17 protein-coding genes are annotated in these 16,637 nt (G+C 33.8%); 4 read left to right on the top strand and 13 right to left on the bottom strand.

All coding sequences use genetic code 11. The features are described from left to right. The 4 genes from ABH961_RS16890 to ABH961_RS16875 form a co-directional block, all read right to left on the bottom strand. On the bottom strand, positions 1-252 hold a 252-nt coding region (locus ABH961_RS16890; RefSeq protein WP_404519693.1), incomplete at its 3' end, for a MarR family transcriptional regulator. A 418-nt stretch (positions 253-670) separates the two neighbouring features. Continuing rightward, positions 671-1,153 (bottom strand): hypothetical protein, encoded by a 483-nt coding sequence (locus ABH961_RS16885; protein ID WP_048543670.1) that lies wholly within the window; start codon positions 1,151-1,153, stop codon positions 671-673. A 91-nt stretch (positions 1,154-1,244) separates the two neighbouring features. Further along, positions 1,245-1,685 carry a DUF7018 domain-containing (lipo)protein gene (locus ABH961_RS16880; RefSeq protein ID WP_098706572.1) on the bottom strand — a complete coding sequence of 147 codons (441 nt, stop codon included), beginning with the start codon at positions 1,683-1,685 and terminating at the stop codon, positions 1,245-1,247. Positions 1,686-2,180: 495 nt separating this feature from the next. Then, the gene (locus ABH961_RS16875) at positions 2,181-2,369 is read right to left on the bottom strand and encodes a DUF4177 domain-containing protein (protein ID WP_000272493.1); all 189 of its coding nucleotides are present in this window, start codon (positions 2,367-2,369) and stop codon (positions 2,181-2,183) included. A gap of 681 nt (positions 2,370-3,050) precedes the next feature. Between ABH961_RS16875 and ABH961_RS16870 the strand changes: the two genes are divergently transcribed. Continuing rightward, complete coding sequence (locus ABH961_RS16870; protein WP_404519692.1) at positions 3,051-3,383, top strand: DUF1904 family protein; 333 nt, start codon at positions 3,051-3,053, stop codon at positions 3,381-3,383. Between the two features lie 260 nt (positions 3,384-3,643). On the opposite strand, the gene ABH961_RS16865 is transcribed toward ABH961_RS16870, so the two are convergent. Further along, a complete protein-coding gene (locus tag ABH961_RS16865) occupies positions 3,644-3,967 on the bottom strand; it encodes a PepSY domain-containing protein (RefSeq protein ID WP_141520043.1) in 324 nt (107 codons plus the stop codon). 20 nt (positions 3,968-3,987) lie between these two features. Beyond that, positions 3,988-4,458 carry a lipoprotein gene (locus tag ABH961_RS16860; protein WP_048544827.1) on the bottom strand — a complete coding sequence of 157 codons (471 nt, stop codon included), beginning with the start codon at positions 4,456-4,458 and terminating at the stop codon, positions 3,988-3,990. A 176-nt stretch (positions 4,459-4,634) separates the two neighbouring features. Between ABH961_RS16860 and ABH961_RS16855 the strand changes: the two genes are divergently transcribed. Both ABH961_RS16855 and ABH961_RS16850 read left to right on the top strand, forming a co-directional pair. Further along, entirely contained in the window at positions 4,635-5,309 is a 675-nt protein-coding gene (locus ABH961_RS16855) for a response regulator transcription factor (protein WP_098079613.1), read from the top strand. Further along, positions 5,306-6,679, top strand: coding sequence for a sensor histidine kinase (locus ABH961_RS16850; RefSeq protein WP_098079611.1), 1,374 nt, complete (start codon positions 5,306-5,308; stop codon positions 6,677-6,679). Before ABH961_RS16855 ends, ABH961_RS16850 begins: the two co-directional genes overlap by 4 nt. A gap of 178 nt (positions 6,680-6,857) precedes the next feature. Here the strand turns inward: ABH961_RS16850 and ABH961_RS16845 are convergent, their stop codons facing one another. The 3 genes from ABH961_RS16845 to ABH961_RS16835 all read right to left on the bottom strand — a co-directional run bounded on the left by ABH961_RS16845 (position 6,858) and on the right by ABH961_RS16835 (position 10,223). Then, a complete protein-coding gene (locus ABH961_RS16845; protein WP_001104093.1) occupies positions 6,858-7,073 on the bottom strand; it encodes a hypothetical protein in 216 nt (71 codons plus the stop codon). Positions 7,074-7,398: 325 nt separating this feature from the next. Beyond that, the gene (locus tag ABH961_RS16840; protein WP_098847770.1) at positions 7,399-8,844 is read right to left on the bottom strand and encodes a L,D-transpeptidase family protein; all 1,446 of its coding nucleotides are present in this window, start codon (positions 8,842-8,844) and stop codon (positions 7,399-7,401) included. Between the two features lie 956 nt (positions 8,845-9,800). Then, on the bottom strand, positions 9,801-10,223 hold the full coding sequence (locus ABH961_RS16835) for a hypothetical protein (protein ID WP_098048355.1): 423 nt from the start codon (positions 10,221-10,223) through the stop codon (positions 9,801-9,803). A 102-nt stretch (positions 10,224-10,325) separates the two neighbouring features. Here ABH961_RS16835 and ABH961_RS16830 point away from each other — a divergent pair, with 102 nt between their 5' ends. Beyond that, entirely contained in the window at positions 10,326-10,616 is a 291-nt protein-coding gene (locus ABH961_RS16830; protein WP_098048354.1) for a hypothetical protein, read from the top strand. A 170-nt stretch (positions 10,617-10,786) separates the two neighbouring features. Here the strand turns inward: ABH961_RS16830 and cuyA are convergent, their stop codons facing one another. From cuyA to ABH961_RS16810, 4 genes are all read right to left on the bottom strand, one after another. Next, a complete protein-coding gene (gene cuyA, locus ABH961_RS16825) occupies positions 10,787-11,782 on the bottom strand; it encodes a D-cysteate sulfo-lyase (protein WP_098122555.1) in 996 nt (331 codons plus the stop codon). Between the two features lie 311 nt (positions 11,783-12,093). Next, on the bottom strand, positions 12,094-13,326 hold the full coding sequence (locus ABH961_RS16820) for a DUF4073 domain-containing protein (RefSeq protein ID WP_098048353.1): 1,233 nt from the start codon (positions 13,324-13,326) through the stop codon (positions 12,094-12,096). Positions 13,327-13,522: 196 nt separating this feature from the next. After that, positions 13,523-15,064 (bottom strand): serine hydrolase domain-containing protein, encoded by a 1,542-nt coding sequence (locus tag ABH961_RS16815; protein WP_404519689.1) that lies wholly within the window; start codon positions 15,062-15,064, stop codon positions 13,523-13,525. 371 nt (positions 15,065-15,435) lie between these two features. Further along, a complete protein-coding gene (locus tag ABH961_RS16810; protein WP_098077675.1) occupies positions 15,436-16,548 on the bottom strand; it encodes an aminopeptidase in 1,113 nt (370 codons plus the stop codon). Positions 16,549-16,637 lie beyond the last annotated feature (89 nt).

Raw genomic sequence — 16,637 nt, 5'->3', positions numbered from 1 at the left:
ACGATAAATAAGCCCCTTTTTTACTAACTTATCTACCAATCTACTTACAGTTGAAGTCTCTAATCTAAGTTTATTGGATAGTTGCCAAACAGTTAATTTTTCCACCTCTAGTTCCTCTAACGCCATCATTTGAGAAGTTGGTAAAGGTTTTTCAAATGGTCCATTGGGCAAATTTTGAGATTCAAAAACCCCAGTTATTATAATCATTTTCTTAATATCTGTTCTTAGTTTTAAGGCATCTTCTCTTTTCAAAAAGGTCACCCTCCTACAACTAATGTATCATACATCAATTGTATTATACATGAATATGTTTTTTTCACAAGCTTAACGTAAGCCAATATTACAACATGGACGAGATATTTCTTCTTGTTAAAATGGTATAAGTGGATTGTTTTCTACAAATGGCAGAACATCAATTATGTATCAGGGGCCTTTATGGGGTACCGCTCATCGCAATCAAGCTAAGAAAATAAAACTACCCAAAAAGAAAAAATGAGTTGAATTCTCAAAATAACTAATTGTAGAGAAAGAGAATTTTCATTTAGTGTGTACTTCAAAATAATACCATTTAAAATACCGGTTCTAATAAGAACCGGTATTTTAAATGGTATTAAGCTTTAGGATCCATTAATTATAGGATAGCCTATAGATTTAACACACTCCCCTATAGTTAGGATTTTTTCAATTCTTTGTTTGCTTTATCTATTAACTTAGAAGCAGTCTCTAATCTTTCAACCCCACCATCAACTTCATATTCTTTCCCCTTATCTAAACCTTCTTGTATGATTTCCACCCCATCTTTTACATGAATCATCGCTAAACCTACATTATGTTGTACTGGGTGATCTTTTACTTCATACTCTAACTTACTTATTTTTTCCACTAACTCTAAATAAGGTTTAGATACTTCTTTTAACTCTTCTGACTTTTTCTTCATTGACTTGCTACTTTTTACAATACCGTCTATTTCTTTAGATTGTTCGGAGAAATCTTTCATTAAATATGCTAGGTTCTTATTGAAGTCTTCTTTTTTATTCTGTTTAACAGAAGCTTCCATTGCTTCATCTTTCTTAACCTTAGTCTCACATCCAACCCCGGTTAACATTAACATTGGAACTACTAAAAAAGATAAAATCTTACGTTTCATTGACATATACCCCTTTGTTTTAGAATGCTTTTTCTATTCTTCCCACTTTTTTATTTGTTTCCATTTTATTCGGCACTACGAATATCATTTATTTTACCTATTTTCCTATTGTTTCAGCAATGTTTTCAATCTCTTTTAAATATATATCGTTTACATCACTTATCCCCTCTAAATACTTGTCAAATGGTTCGTTCATACCGTCTGTAGCTTCTTTAAGTTTGGTTGAATCTTCTTTTTTAATGGCGTCTAATTGCTTATTAAAAGATTTATCTAACATTGTAGTTGCTTGAGATACCTTTTTATATACATCTTTATATTTTGAGCTTGGTGCTAATCTTCTCATTTGTGCTGTAACTGACTTTGCTTGTTTAAATTTCTCTTCAAACTCATCTTTGGATGATTCAGAACTATACCCCTTTTCCTCAGCTATAGCTAGATCTTCAATAATAGTGTTAAACTCTTTATTTAATTGGAGTAGGTTACCTGCATAAATGTCTTCCTTTGTAGTACACCCTGCTGCCCCCCCTGCTACAAACATAAGTGAAAATGCTAATAATACTAGATTCTTTACCTTCAAACCCCTACACCCCTACACCCCTACACCCCTACACCCCTAAAAAATTGTAAGTAATTAACATATGAAACCATAACATAAATTACGTAAATAGACTATAAAAAAATAGCGATTCTTACGATAAATTTTGAGTGTTCTAACAACCTTAAAATATGTATCACAATTATAAAGTATCTGGCTCCATATACTTTTTTAATAATCCTTTATTCAACTTCTAAAGTTTAATATTTTGTTGCTTTTTATGCTCCCTAGGATACCGTCAGCATTTTTCAAAATAATCTATGCTATGCCGAAAAATAAAATCATCTGTCCATGTGGACAGATGATTTTACATAATTATCGATATCGGCAGTTGATTAATATTAGCTTATTTGTCTTATAAGTTAAATCGAGAACAATTAGACCCCAAAATATTCCAGTTATTTTTGTATGTTAGTTAAGGCAAACCTCTTTCGTTTTTTAAAGAAGTTCTTTGGTTCGTTTGAAGATAATCTCCAAAGAAGTCGTATATCCTGCGAGTGTTAGCGTAAGGACTTGAACAAATTCCCAACCATCCTCAGCATGTTCTATAATAATACGCTTATAATCTTCTTTGGGTTGCCCTTTCCATCCATCAATTTCGACTTTCACAAATTTATAATCATACATATTCTTCCACCCCTTTTTCCCTAATTGTACCATTTAGAAGAAGCGATGTATTGTACTTTTTTGACTGTATACTCTATACATATGCAGTTAACATAACGCATCATTATCAGTAGCAAGGACAAGGAGGCATCTTCTCCTTACAAGGGAACCTCCTTTCTTTGTTCTATCGATCTATGCATTTTTTTATACATTCCTATCCCGGCACGGTTTTAGGATTCTTTTTTGTTGTTGGATAAATAAAAAACTGTATTACATCTTGCATCCTCCTAGGTGTCACTATATATGAACACTACGTATTTGACTTTCTCAATGACCAACATTACTTAACATAGTAAAATAGTATTCGGATGGGAATCCAATGTTATTAAAATTAAAGTGGTTATCAAGTCGGAGGAAGGCACCTTAGGGTGTCTTTTCTTTTTAAAATATATAAGCGCACTTATCCCTTTCCTAACAGAGGCCTCCCCTCATGCTTCCTTACAGAGAGAATGATAAGGCTTTTTTTATTTACCCAATTACTGAGCTCTCAAATGTTTTAAATAGTTACAATACATGTATTGCTTCAATAACATATGATCATTCTTAAGAATGTCATTGAAATGTACCAATAGATGTTAGTGCAGTAAAATAAATTGTGTTATGATGTGAGCAAATATAAAGCTATTTAACGGAGGGATTCATATGCCACATGTTGTATTTCGTGGAATTACTACTGAACAATTAAAACGCATAAGCAAGCCATTAGTAGAAGAACTCGCAGAGATTTGTGAGTGTGGTACGGATAATTTTACGTTGGAACTACCAAGTTCTACGTTTGTATTCAATGGAGAAGAAATAGAAGCGTTTCCTCTTATTGAAGTGAAATGGTTCGAGCGCGGACAGGAAATTCGTGATCGATTTGCCAAGGCCATTACTACATATATAATGGCTTTTGGACTTCCAGAAGTAGAGGTTGTATTTACGGTTTTCACAGAATCAGCGTATTATATTAACGGGAAGCATTGTGCAAGTTAGAGCTATTTAAAAGATTTTTGTAACATTTATAAGGGGTAGAACCACATTGCCATCATGCTAAGAAAAGCGAATATCCAAACACAATAAAATGAACTCAATTCTCATAGACAACTAACTGTGAAGAGATTAAATTTTTGTTTTTGGGGACATCAAAATATTAGCTTGTGTTGTAGCGGTCCCCTTTTAAAATAGTAGAGTATAAACATGAAAAAACTCCTAACAAATTTCGTTAGGAGCTTTTTCAAATATGCGATTTTTTTTTAATCTTCATTATCGATTTCTATTGTACCTGTTCTAGCACTAACTTTTAAACTATTTAACAGATTATCAGGTGTCTTAATTTCCACTTCATATTCAAATTTAGATTGTGCTAAGTTGTCATCTTCTAATTCGAATTCTTTTTTCACATTAATAATTTCTCCATTTGTATGAGCTAAAGAAATTTCACGAACTTGTTTCTCTGTGTAGTTTTCATTCTTTTTGGCATAATTGTAACCCATACCATAATACCCACCAACAATAGCAATACCACTTACTAAAATAGCAATTACACTTATCATTATTTTCTTTTTATGTTTTAACATTTTCATCCACTCCTTCATGATTAATCATCTATTCCGAATCTTGCTTCAAGTGCATTTTCTGCTTGCTCTAATTGATCTTCTAGTATATCGTGTTCTCTTTCTTGCGTTTCATATTGTTCAACTGTTATCGTTCCAGCACGATAATCTGCTTCAAGCTGATTATCAGATAGATCTATATTGTCATCTAATTGATCAATTTCTTTTTTTGCTGTTAAGTACGTATTTAAGTTTTCTTCTTTAGCTCCAACTGGTTTCGTGTTATTTGCCTTTTCAACGATAGATGTGACTTCGTTTTTAAAATCTTGTATTTGCTTCGTATCATTCACAGCAGGCCCTGTTTTGTGTAGTTCTTGTTGTAGTTGAGAACTTTCTTTTTGCAATTTATCATTTTCCACTTTCAGTTGTTGTACTTCTGTATTGTTATCAGCTTGAGTAGAACAAGCTGTTAAGAATAAACAAGACATTGCTCCAATCAACATCCACTTTCTCATTCTGTTTTCCTCCCTTTACATGTGCACCTTATCCTTGCCTTTATATTACTGAATAAACATTAAAGGAAGATTAATGTACAAAAAAATAAAATGATATAATTAAATAGTTTCTAATCTTTCTTTAATGTTTTGGAATTATAGTGATACATATTAATAAGAAGAAAAGGAGAATGTTAATGCGAGTTCTTATTGTCGAAGATGAACAAGACTTACAAAATATATTAGTAAAACGATTAAATGCAGAACATTATAGTGTCGATGCATGTGGGAATGGCGAAGATGCCTTAGATTATATAAACATGGCTACCTACGATTTGATTGTGCTTGACATTATGATTCCTGTAATAGATGGTTTACAAGTATTACAAAGGTTACGCGCGGATAATAATACAACTCCTGTCTTGCTTCTTACAGCTAAAGATACAATTGATGATCGCGTAACAGGACTCGACTTAGGTGCGGACGATTATTTAGTAAAGCCGTTTGCTTTTGACGAACTGCTAGCAAGAATTCGAGTGTTAATGCGAAGAAAAACAGGAAGCACATCTAATGTGTTTGAAATCGCTGACCTAGTGGTAGACTGCAATATGCATAAAGTAACAAGAGGAGGCCAAGTTATCACTCTTTCCAGTAAAGAATTTGCTATTTTAGAATATATGATTCGTAATAAAGACGTTGTGCTGACACGAGATAAAATTGAACAACATGTGTGGAATTACGACTATGAAGGTGGCTCGAATATTATTGATGTTTACGTCCGCTATCTTCGTAAAAAAATTGATAGCCAGTTTGAAACGAAGTTAATTCATACAATACGAGGAACTGGTTACGTATTGCGAGTAGAATCATGAAAAGACTATCAATCAAAATGAAAGTAACCCTGTGGTATACAGGGCTAATTGTAATTATTATGGCACTCGTGTTAGCTTTTATTTTAACTTCTTCAGATAAAGTTTTGCTTTTTAATATGAAAGATCAATTGAAGAGCACAGTAAAAGAAAGCATGGAAGATATTGAATATAAGCATGGACAATTAAAGATGGACGATGATTTTGAACCCTTAGAAGATGGAGTAAATATCATTATTTATAATAAACAAGGTGAGCTGCTGGCAGGAAATATTCCAACAAGCTTTAATAAAAAGATATCGCTTAAATCCGATGAAATACAAACCATTAAAGACGGTAATAAAGAATGGATTGTATATGATTTTCTCCATAATGCAGGCGGCGATGAGCAAGTCTGGGTTCGCGGAATTATGACCATGAACCAATTATCATCAACGATGAATACGCTTATCGTGGTAACACTCATCTCATTTCCATTACTTATTCTCATTGCCGCAGTGGGAGGATATTTTATTACGCAAAGAGCGTTTCGACCTGTGCAACAAATGAGTGATTCAGCTAGTAAAATTGGTGATGGTAAAGACCTTTCCAAGAGAATTCATTTACAAGGTTCACCGAAAGACGAAATGTATCATTTGGCACAAACCTTTGACAAAATGTTTGAGCGATTGGAAACATCATTTGAAAGTGAAAAACAATTTACATCTGACGCATCTCATGAATTAAGAACACCAATATCAGTTATTATTTCGCAATGCGAATACGCATTATCGCAGAGGAATAATCCGAAAGAAATGGAAGAATCGTTAGAAGTAATTTTAAAGCAATCACGTAAAATGTCCGCGCTAATCTCACAACTCTTATTATTAGCAAGAGCTGACCAAGAAAACCATAACACTTTCCAATTTGAATGTATCAATATGAGTGAATTAACGGAAATCGTTGTAGAAGAGCTTTCATTAATGGTTCAAGAATCTTCGATTGATATAATAACTCATATAGAGGAAGACCTGTTTATGAAAGCAGATCAAACATTGATGATGCGTTTATTAATGAATTTACTAACGAATGCGATTGCTTATAGCAAAGCGAACGGCACTGTGAATATGCAATTGTTCCGCGATGGAACCAACATAATAGGTAAAGTCTCCGATAATGGCATAGGCATCAGTGAGCAACATATTACGAAAATATGGGACCGCTTCTATCGAGTTGACGCAGCAAGAACATCTTCAAGCACCGGAAACACAGGTTTAGGATTGTCGATGGTAAAATGGATTGTCGAACTACACGGAGGAGAAATTACGGTTGAAAGTAAATTAGGAACAGGCAGTACTTTTACCTTTAAACTACCAATTGAAAAACGAGCATAATTTATAAATGTTTGTAGCCCCAGAATAAAGATTCTTCAATCCTTATATAAAAGTAACCGACGCATTTTAAACAACATCGATTTTATCATTTTGGACAACCTTTTCTGTTAAGTTGATATACATGTAGAAAAAACTATCGAAATAAAACCCCAGAAATCCAAAGGTCTCTGGGGTTTTATTATATATTTAGCTCTTTTTGCTTTTTGTTTTGTTTATGTTTATACAGCAATTTTCGGCTTATGAGAGAAATCAGTAATAAGATCAGTACTAGTGCGAAAAGTTGCATAAATGATAAATTAAAATATTTAGCACCTGTAACGATTAACAGTGTAGAAATCGTACCTTTTACAATGAAAAAAATAATGATCCATAATCCGCCTTTTTTCCAGTTCATTTTTATATTACCCTTTCCTACGTTTAAATTCTTTAATGGGACACCTTATTAAAAATCTATTATATTAATAAAAAAGTCATGTCTAATTAAATGCAATGATTCTATAATAAGTGAAAATGATATTCAATGTCAATTTTATTGACTATTTGAATACCTGTTTCTTCATCTCAATCTCTTTCTACTTTGTTTCTTATAAGCAATGAACTCTTGTTTTCAAACAAAAAAACCTCTTGAATTTGCATGCGAATTCAAGAGGTTTTTTTTCATATACATCAAGTAAGATTTCTTGCTTTGTTTATTCATTTATGGTCTTAATACATAGCTATTAGTAAACAATAACTGGATCATACGTGTTCAAACTATCATATACAGTTTTTGCAACGTTAGGAAGAAGGTTTACACACCCGCCTGATCCTCCTGTTAAATAAGCATTATTTCCCCAGTCTTTTCGCCAGCCTGCATCATGGAATCCTTGACCGCTATTTGTGAATGGAACCCAGTAATCTACTTTCACTGCATAATCAGCTTTACCTACTGCGCTTCCTTTAAGCGTGTATGGTGTTCGTTTATATAGAACGTACCACACACCTGGTGATGTATCTTCACTCGTGCTATGTTTACCCGTTACTACATTAGTTGTGACAACTAATTTCCCATCTTTATAAATCCAAATTTGTTGATCTGCAATAGAAACTTCTGCATATGTGTCTCCAATGCCATTATTCGATGTTGTTTTATAGCCGATCCCTTCCTTCTCCCAACCATTCCCGTGAATATTAGAAGCAGAAAGCGATTTCTCGCCTTTCTCAAAGGCTTGTTGAACTTGTTTTGTTTCTTTTTCCACATCTAGTGCCCAGCCGTATCCTTGTCCTTTTACTGATATAACCGAACCAGAATGTGTTTTAAAAGCGAAGTCTTTATGTAATGTAGATTTAGCCTTATTAATTTCAGCAACCTTATTCTGAATTTCGCTCGCATCGATTGTTACTTTCATATCCTTTGACATAGTAGCATTTTGAATTAAATCTTTCGCTTTTAATGAATACACTTCATCCTGCACTTTATAATCAACAGACTGCGTAAGAAGATTTTGTAATGCTTTCTCTTCTTTTTTAATAATCGGATCGTCTTCTTTAATAGGCTGTATGTATGCAGACTTTAGATGAATTTCGCTTTTATGCTTCTGCTTGTCGTAATCTTTTAGTAGATTCGTAACGTCATACTGTTTTCCATCAACGCTCTTCGCAATAACAACTTTTCCTTGTTCGAGCTTAGCCATAGCATCTTGAGGCGCTTTTAATTTTTCATTCATAGAGACAAGCTTTTCTTCTACAAGTTTTTTCATCGTTTCACTACGATACTGATCCGCTTCTTTCGGTAGCAATGAATAATCTTTTTCCTTTGTGGAAGGGAAAAATGTCCACTGACTTTTTAATAGTTTCTTAACTTGTGGCAAGTCTTTTTCCGTCAGTTCCGTTTTTGTATCTTGTTCATCTAAAATTTGTTGTTGATCAATATAGACTTTGTTTGCTAGTCCAGATGTTTTTAATTCCTGTATTGCCTGATCAGCGCTCAAACCACCGACTTTTGTATCGTTAATCGTAACATTCGAATTGAAGTGAGTTGCTTGATAATAGCTCATTCCTCCAATAAGAAGTGCAATTACACCGCCACCCGCTGCGATTAGCTTCCAATTTGTAAAACGTTTTTTTGATCTTACCCGTTTTTTCTCAACTTCTTCAACAGATTCATTTACTATATTGTTGTTCATCAATCTTTCCCCCGTATACATAAACGTCAATCGATTTTAAACCAAAACCATTGATTAGTGTACCTTATTTTTCCTGAAATTTCATTATTTTTAACCAAGTTTTATTCCATTTAATCGATTAAAGTTAGATTTTTTAATAGAAAGATATATAAAGATGGTAGATAAAGTGAAAAAGGACCACACCAATCGAGTTATTATGAGCCCTTCACATTCACTGAATTTTGAAGGGCGATACTCTCTATAAACATTTTAACCTAGTAAAATAATTTTTAGAAGGTTAAAGTTAGAGGCAGGCACATTAGAATGTCTTTTATCTATGAAAAATATCCACAAAAAATGGCCTACATGTAGACTCTTTTGTGTGAATATTTTAATTTCGAATATTTTATTAATTTAAATGCGAGCTATGCTTCCCGCTTTTTACCCGGTTTCACAGCCCCTACTATCGGCCTAACGAATTTCACCTTATGACCTTTATCATCAACAATTTCAAGTTTCTTTAAAACTATTATATATGTTTGTACCACGCTTTATTGATACGATTAACCTTTTCAGGTGTTGAAGTTTTAGAATCATTCTTTGGTGTAATCCTATTATTAGAACATCCTGCAATGGTGAGACAGCATGTAGCTAATAAAACTAATAATATTAACTTCTTCAAATAGCCACTCCTATATAAGGAAAATATTATATTGAGAAAATTAAACATAACATCGAATCTTTGTAAAAACAATATATTTCCTAGCATTATTATTCAATGGCGGATTAATGGACACCTTAATGTTCATTAACCTGCTTATAAGCGGAGAACCTCATGCTCATCAAGTCAATGTCCAATTTCCATTTTATCCGATTCTCAATATTTATTCCAATATAAAAAGATAGCTATTTTTGTTGAATACTAATTATCTCCAAAATGAAAAATACGAGCTGAGTTCCTATAACCCTATATACGTTTATTCAACTAGTTTCTCCCCTGTAACAATCTGAAACAAAGTAGCTGCATGTTTCCCTTCTAATTGAACGTACCGACTATCCCCCGCTATGATCTCTATTTTATCCTTATTAGGACTTACCCAAATTTGATACAACACAGCTTTCGCCTCTATTTTCGGATTTTTAAATTGAAAAATAAAGTGATAATCAGCTAGACGAGACATTTCCACTTTTTTATTTTCAAAAGTAGCATCATTTAATATTTTCTTTACTTGCAACACTTCGTTATTATCTGTCGCCATCTTAAAATCTTTATATTCATTATCACCAATATGTTTTTGCACTTGAATTCTTTGATCTTCATTTCCTACTATATTTGAACAGCCGGTTATTATGAGTATACAGATCGCAATAAAGACTAGAGACCAATTTCTAATTTTCATATTCATACCCTCTTTTCAATACAAAATATTTCGATTTGTAAAATAAAGGTAATTAATTTAAACTTAAAAATATAAATAATAAAGAGAAAGGAGTGTCGTTCTATGCAGTTACAAACATACACTTGGAAAAGTTATATGTTTCTCATTGTAAGTATATTCGTTACTATTAATCTCTTTCTCTTCGCACCTATTTTAGACAGAGTTGGAGTAGAATATGTCGTGCCTTTCGCCTACTTCATATTAGCTTCCGCTGTTATAGCAATCCTTTTAGCAATCATCTCTTTTTGTAGCCGAGCTGAGAAGAAAATTTTAGCCATTATCGGTTTATGTTTTACTCTATTTAACACAACAATTATTTTATTTTTCCTTTGGTTTGGTTACCATTTCGCTTAAGTGAAATATAAATAAATTCCATAAGCCACAAATAAAATTAACAGAATAGAAATGCTAAGTACCGTATATATGATCCATTTTACATTTGAACTCATATAATCTCCCTTCTCATTTCATAATAATTCCAGTATATAACAAAAAAGCATTGGATACCCAATGCTTTTTTACACTTACGCAAATAAAGATGTATTCGCATATAACGCTGGTGAACCACCTGAATGTACGAATAAAATGTTGTCTTCTTTATTAAATGTACCTTTTTTAATTAAGTCGATTAGTCCCGCTACTGCTTTACCTGTATATACTGGATCGAGTAAAATACCTTCAGTTTTCGCAAGTAATTGAACTGCTTCCACCATTTCTGGTGTTGGTAACGCGTAACCTGGTCCTACATATTCATCAAAGCATGTAACAGCTTCGCGCGGGATAAAGTTCGGAATACCAACGTGAGCTGACGTTTCCTCTACAAGTTTTGCTACTTTCTCTTCTTGTTCTGCTTTTTCTCTACTTACGTTGATTCCGATTACAGGAATGTGACTTTGTGTTCCAGCAAAACCAGTAATTAAACCAGCGTGCATACCAGCGCTACCACTTACACAAACAACTGAGCTGAAATCAATTCCTTGGTCAAATGATTGTGCCATAATTTCTTGCGCACAAGCAACGTATCCCATTGCACCAGTAGGATTTGATCCACCAACTGGTATGACATATGGTGTATTACCTTTTTCACTTACTTCTTTCGCTACTTTATGCATCTCTTCCATAAGATCTGCTCCGTTTGGTACAACAATTACATTTTCAGCACCTAGTAAATGATATAAGAAATAGTTTCCGTTAAAGTCTGGCTTCTCTTCTGGCTCAAGCCCTTCTTCTAATACAAGAATACATTTCATTTTTTCTTTTACCGCAGCTGCCAGTGTTAGACGGCAATGATTTGACTGAATACCACCAGCTGTAATTAACGTATCTGCACCTTTTGCCTGTGCATCTGCAACTAGAAACTCTAACTTTCTCGTCTTATTACCACCAGCTGTTAAACCAAGTAAATCATCTCGTTTAAAATAAATAGTCGGCCCACCAAGTGCTTCAGAAAAATTGTTTAATTTTTCAATTGGAGTATATGACTCTGTATATTTTTTTCTCGGGAATTTAGCTAAATTCATTAATAACGCTCCTTTTGTACTTCTTTCACAATGTATGTAACGATACTATTATTACATGTAAAAATGTTGAAGTCATCTTTCTGGGTGAAAAATGTGTTGGAATTTGGTTTTTGTGAATGGAATTGTATTAATAATTTTAACCTCAATACGGTACGTGAAATTACATTAATAACTTTCACTTTATTTCGGTACATGAAGTTTATATGAACGATTTTTTCAAATATATCGTCCATAACTTGAAATATATCGACTTACCGATAAAAAACGACAACACAAAAGAGCCCACTTATTAAAAAGTAGGCCCTTACTAATCACTTATTTGCCGAAAACCGAAGAAGCTGTGTTAATCCTGGCTCTAAATTCATTTCACCTTTATGGCGTACGTATACAGTCTTGTTCCCATCAAATTTTGGTGGGTTTCCTGGATTATACGTATTCCACTCACTCGTTCCTTCTACAGAGTACTCCATATATTCCGTTGCACCGACAATTACATTTTTACTATCGTCAGCTGTTACATTTGGTGCCATTTGTGCGACTTTCGCATCACTAATTAATAGCTTCTTTATATCCTTATCACGTTTATAATCGTAAGCTGTTACCATTACATCGTTACCATATGCTTTCACTTGTAATCCTTGTTTAAATGAATATCCATCTGGAGCAGTCTTCTCTCCGCCATTTGGTCCAGCTGACATCCAGCCTGTTTCAATCCCACCCGTATTTACAACTGTAAATCCTTTTTCATCTCCGCCTGCAATTTTCTTTTTACCAGCCCAGTCTGGTAAGTTTAAATCCCAATGCGTATGACTCGTGAAGAAAACAACTTGCGGATAGTCTTTTAATATATCGTACAATTTATCCACGTTTAAATAGTCATTTAAATACGGTGATTGTCTCGATCCAGATACTGTATCAGGTAAAACGTGATGAGAGAAAATGAAGATTGGCTTATTTTTATCTTTTTGACTGTACTCTTCTAAATTTTGTTTTAACCAACCTAATTGCTCATCACTCATAAATACTTCATCCCACATTTTTGAATCGTGGTATTTCATATATTTTTCAGTTCCTAAAAATAAAAGCGGATAACCGTCTAATTCTTTTTTATGATATACCTTTTCTTGCCCGCTAAATTGTAAGTAGCGGTTAAATAGCGTTTCTTCCGTTACACCATTTGGCCATGTATTTTGAGAGAGCTTTCCATCAGCTGTCCATTTACCAGCGTAAAACTCATGATTCCCAACAGTTGACCATACATTTTCTGGGTGCTTATTTTTGTTTAACACACGCTTCACATCATCGTATTGTGATTGTTGTCCCGTTGGCGTTATATCCCCATTCATAATAAGCGCTCTAGAAAGTGGCGTCACTTTGTTCATATCTTTTAACACATGATCAAAGTCTCCTAAATCCCCTTGAATATCACTAATAACGTTAAAAGTTGTAGCTGATTTTCGGGTTTGCTCTTTCCCTTCCGCATGTACTGAAAATGTCGGTAATAATGCCGCCATAACAGCTAACGAAGCAACTGCCTTTTTCATACAAATTCTCCCCCTAATAATAGAATGTATAAACTGACATGTTCTACTTGCTCTTAGGTGCTTGTCCAATTCACATTATAGGGAGGGATTGTAAAGATAGATGACGTTAAAAGTTAAGTGTTTTTTAAGAGATTTTGTCGTTTTTTGCAAACCACAATTAGCGATTTACGCCAATCTAGCTTTCTAGCTTTTAACATTACATAAATGTAAATTTTGATGTTAAATCTTTTCGTTTCATACATTGTTTTTTATTACTTCTAATTTTCGGGAAAAATCCACTAATTAATAATGTTATAATCCATACCATTATTAGAATAAAATTTATTGTATTACCGGAATTTAAGCTGAAAACTCTCCACAAATAGGCAGCACAAAAAACGAGGATAGCAGTAATAATAAGTAAAAATGTCCTAACTACTAATCCGATGTAGGATCTCTTCTCTTGCTTAAAAATGAAAGTTCTTCTACCTTTGTACAATCTAATTACAAATAGCAGCAAATATAAACCAAGTGTGGCTCCAATAACAATTGATGTAATAGAGTTGTTTTTTCTCTGCTCAGCTAGAGAGAAGTAACTTTCGGGTAATTTTCCAGTTTCATGTTCAATCCATGCATGGTAAATATCCTGTCGTAAGTCTATACCACCTTCACCATTTGTAAGGATTACCAATCCATCCTTTGTATTAGGAATGAAACCATAAAAAGAATGCCAGCCTCGATTGTCACCAGAATGATAAAGTAATTTCCATTGATTAGATAGTTTTTTTTCAAATATACCTAAACCATTCTCCCCTAATACCGGCTTTTGCATTTCTTCAACACGTTCACTTTTGATGACACCATTCCCTTTATTATGTGCATCCACGCTTGCAAGTATCAATGTCATCATATCCGTAACATTTGTCTTGAGGCCTGCAGCAGCCTGTTCGGTAAATTGGTAACTAGGGAGCTCCTCTCCAAAATATCCATAAGCTTTCGAAAGGTTTTGGTTTTCAGGACGTTGTAAGAATAAACTAGATTTCATTCCTAAAGGTTTCATAATTTGTTCTTCCATATAATGATCAAACGGTATTCCGGTAACCTCTTCAATTACAAGTTGTAAAATTGTATATCCTACACCAGAGTATATTGCTTCTGAACCTGGTTTATTGGTAACTTCCACTGGTTCATTAAGCCATCCTTTTCCAGACAAAGACTCCTCGATAGAGTCAAGATGTTTCCCTGGTGCAACCCCGAGGTATCCTTTATGTGCAGACACCCCTGCTGTATGACTTAACAATCTTCTTATTGTGACTTCATTATTATGAAACTCTGAATTAGATAATTTCCATTTGGTCAGATATTTTTCAGCGGGATCATCTAGTGATAAACGTCCTTCATCTACAAGATGCAAGATTCCCCACGCTGTAAGGCTTTTAGATATGGAACCAGCTTGAAATAATGTATCCTCATTCACCGCTTTTTTTGTCTTTTTATCTACATAACCGTAGTTTAGTGTATAAGTAATACGCCCCTCATGTACAATCCCTATTGCAACCCCTGGCACCTCATAATTCCCCTGCCATTTTGGTACATGTTCATCCAGCTTTTTTTTGAAATCCTCTATACTCCTATCAGTCAACGTACTCGATTCTGCCCTCACCACATTTGTAAACCATGCTTCATTCGTAATAAATATACAAATGATGAAACATAAAATACTTTTGCATATTATCGATGCTTTTTGTCTATTCTTCATTTGCTCTACCCCTTTTTCAGAATATTCTACCCATCAATCAGAGTATCCTATTCTAATATCGCATTCTATCGATTTTTATTACTTAACCTTACAAAATTGTAATGAAAATCAAAGCTCTACTATTATTGTCCTTTATCCGCGGGCAATGAGATTCATAAAAAAGATAGACATGCAGTTATATTTATAGTTTCAGTTAATGTCCCTAAAATACTAGTTTGGTTAATTAGATATATTCCACACTACAAATGTTTATTTTATAAAAAAAGAACCTCACACATTTTGATTAAAATGTGTGAGGTTCTTTCGTCTTCCTTAAATTCCCATGAAAAAGATTGATTATTTTATGTAACCTACTTACATAAACGTAGTTTTTACCTTTTCAAATTTTCTTCATTTAATCCAAATAACTCTTGTAAAATAAAACGCCCATCTTTTCTTATCAATACATCATCAAACCAAATTTCACCACCGCCATACTCTGGCCTTTGAATGTTTACTAAATCCCAATGTATCGCTGATGTATTCCCGTTATCTGCGCCTTGTAACGAATCTCCAATTGCTATATGATAACTACCATTTATTTTTTCATCAAATAACGTATTATTCATCGGGTGTAATATGTAGGGATTAAACGCTAGTGCAAATTCCCCTATATATCTTGCTCCCTCATCCGTATCCAAAATTTGATTTATTCGCTCTGTATCATTTGCATATGCCTCTATTATTTTCCCTTGTTTCACATGTAACTTTATATTTTGAAACGCATAACCTTGTTGAACGGATACTGTGTTACATGTTATTACTCCATTTACAGAATCTTTGACAGGTGCTGTATATATTTCGCCATCAGGGATATTATCCGTACCATCTCCCTTTAAAACGCCTATTCCTTCAATGGAAAACTCCAAATCTGTTCCTTCTCCAATAATCCTCACTCGTTTTGTCCTTTCCATTAATTCTTTTAATGGCTCCATTTCTTTTGACATATTGTTGTAATCTAGCGTACATACATCATAGTAGAATTTTTCATAAGCCTCCGTGCTCAGATTTGCTTCTTGCGCAGAAGCCGCATTTGGAATGCGAGTTGTCACCCATCTCGTTTTATACACAGCTTCACTATGAGCTTTTCCAAATATCTTTTGATATAACTTCATTTTTTCTGCTGGTACATCTGCTAATTCATATGCATTTCTAGGGCTTCGGAGATTAATATACACTTGCATCTTACTTAATCGGTAACACTCCCAATCTGCTAACAACTTAAATTGTTCTTCAGATCCTGACAAAATTAATTGCCTCGTTACAGACACATCGCGCATTGATACATGCGCATATCCACCTGCTTTTTCTACGGACTTAATAATTTCACGAACGACTGCGGGATCTATTTCTGTAACACTTTGGATCAACACTTGATCACCAGGCTGTACTTTTGTAGAATGATTGACTAGTACATCTGCTAATTTCGATAATCTCTGCTTCACTACACCTCTCACCCTTTCATTTCCGTTTCAAAAACTGAAAAAAGAGAACTACTCTTTTAAGCACTTCTCTCTTTCATCCAAACGATACA

This window comes from Bacillus sp. RC251, assembly GCF_044908765.1.
GTDB classification, from domain to species: Bacteria; Bacillota; Bacilli; order Bacillales; family Bacillaceae_G; genus Bacillus_A; species Bacillus_A wiedmannii.
This window is presented reverse-complemented; position numbering and strand designations above follow the sequence as displayed.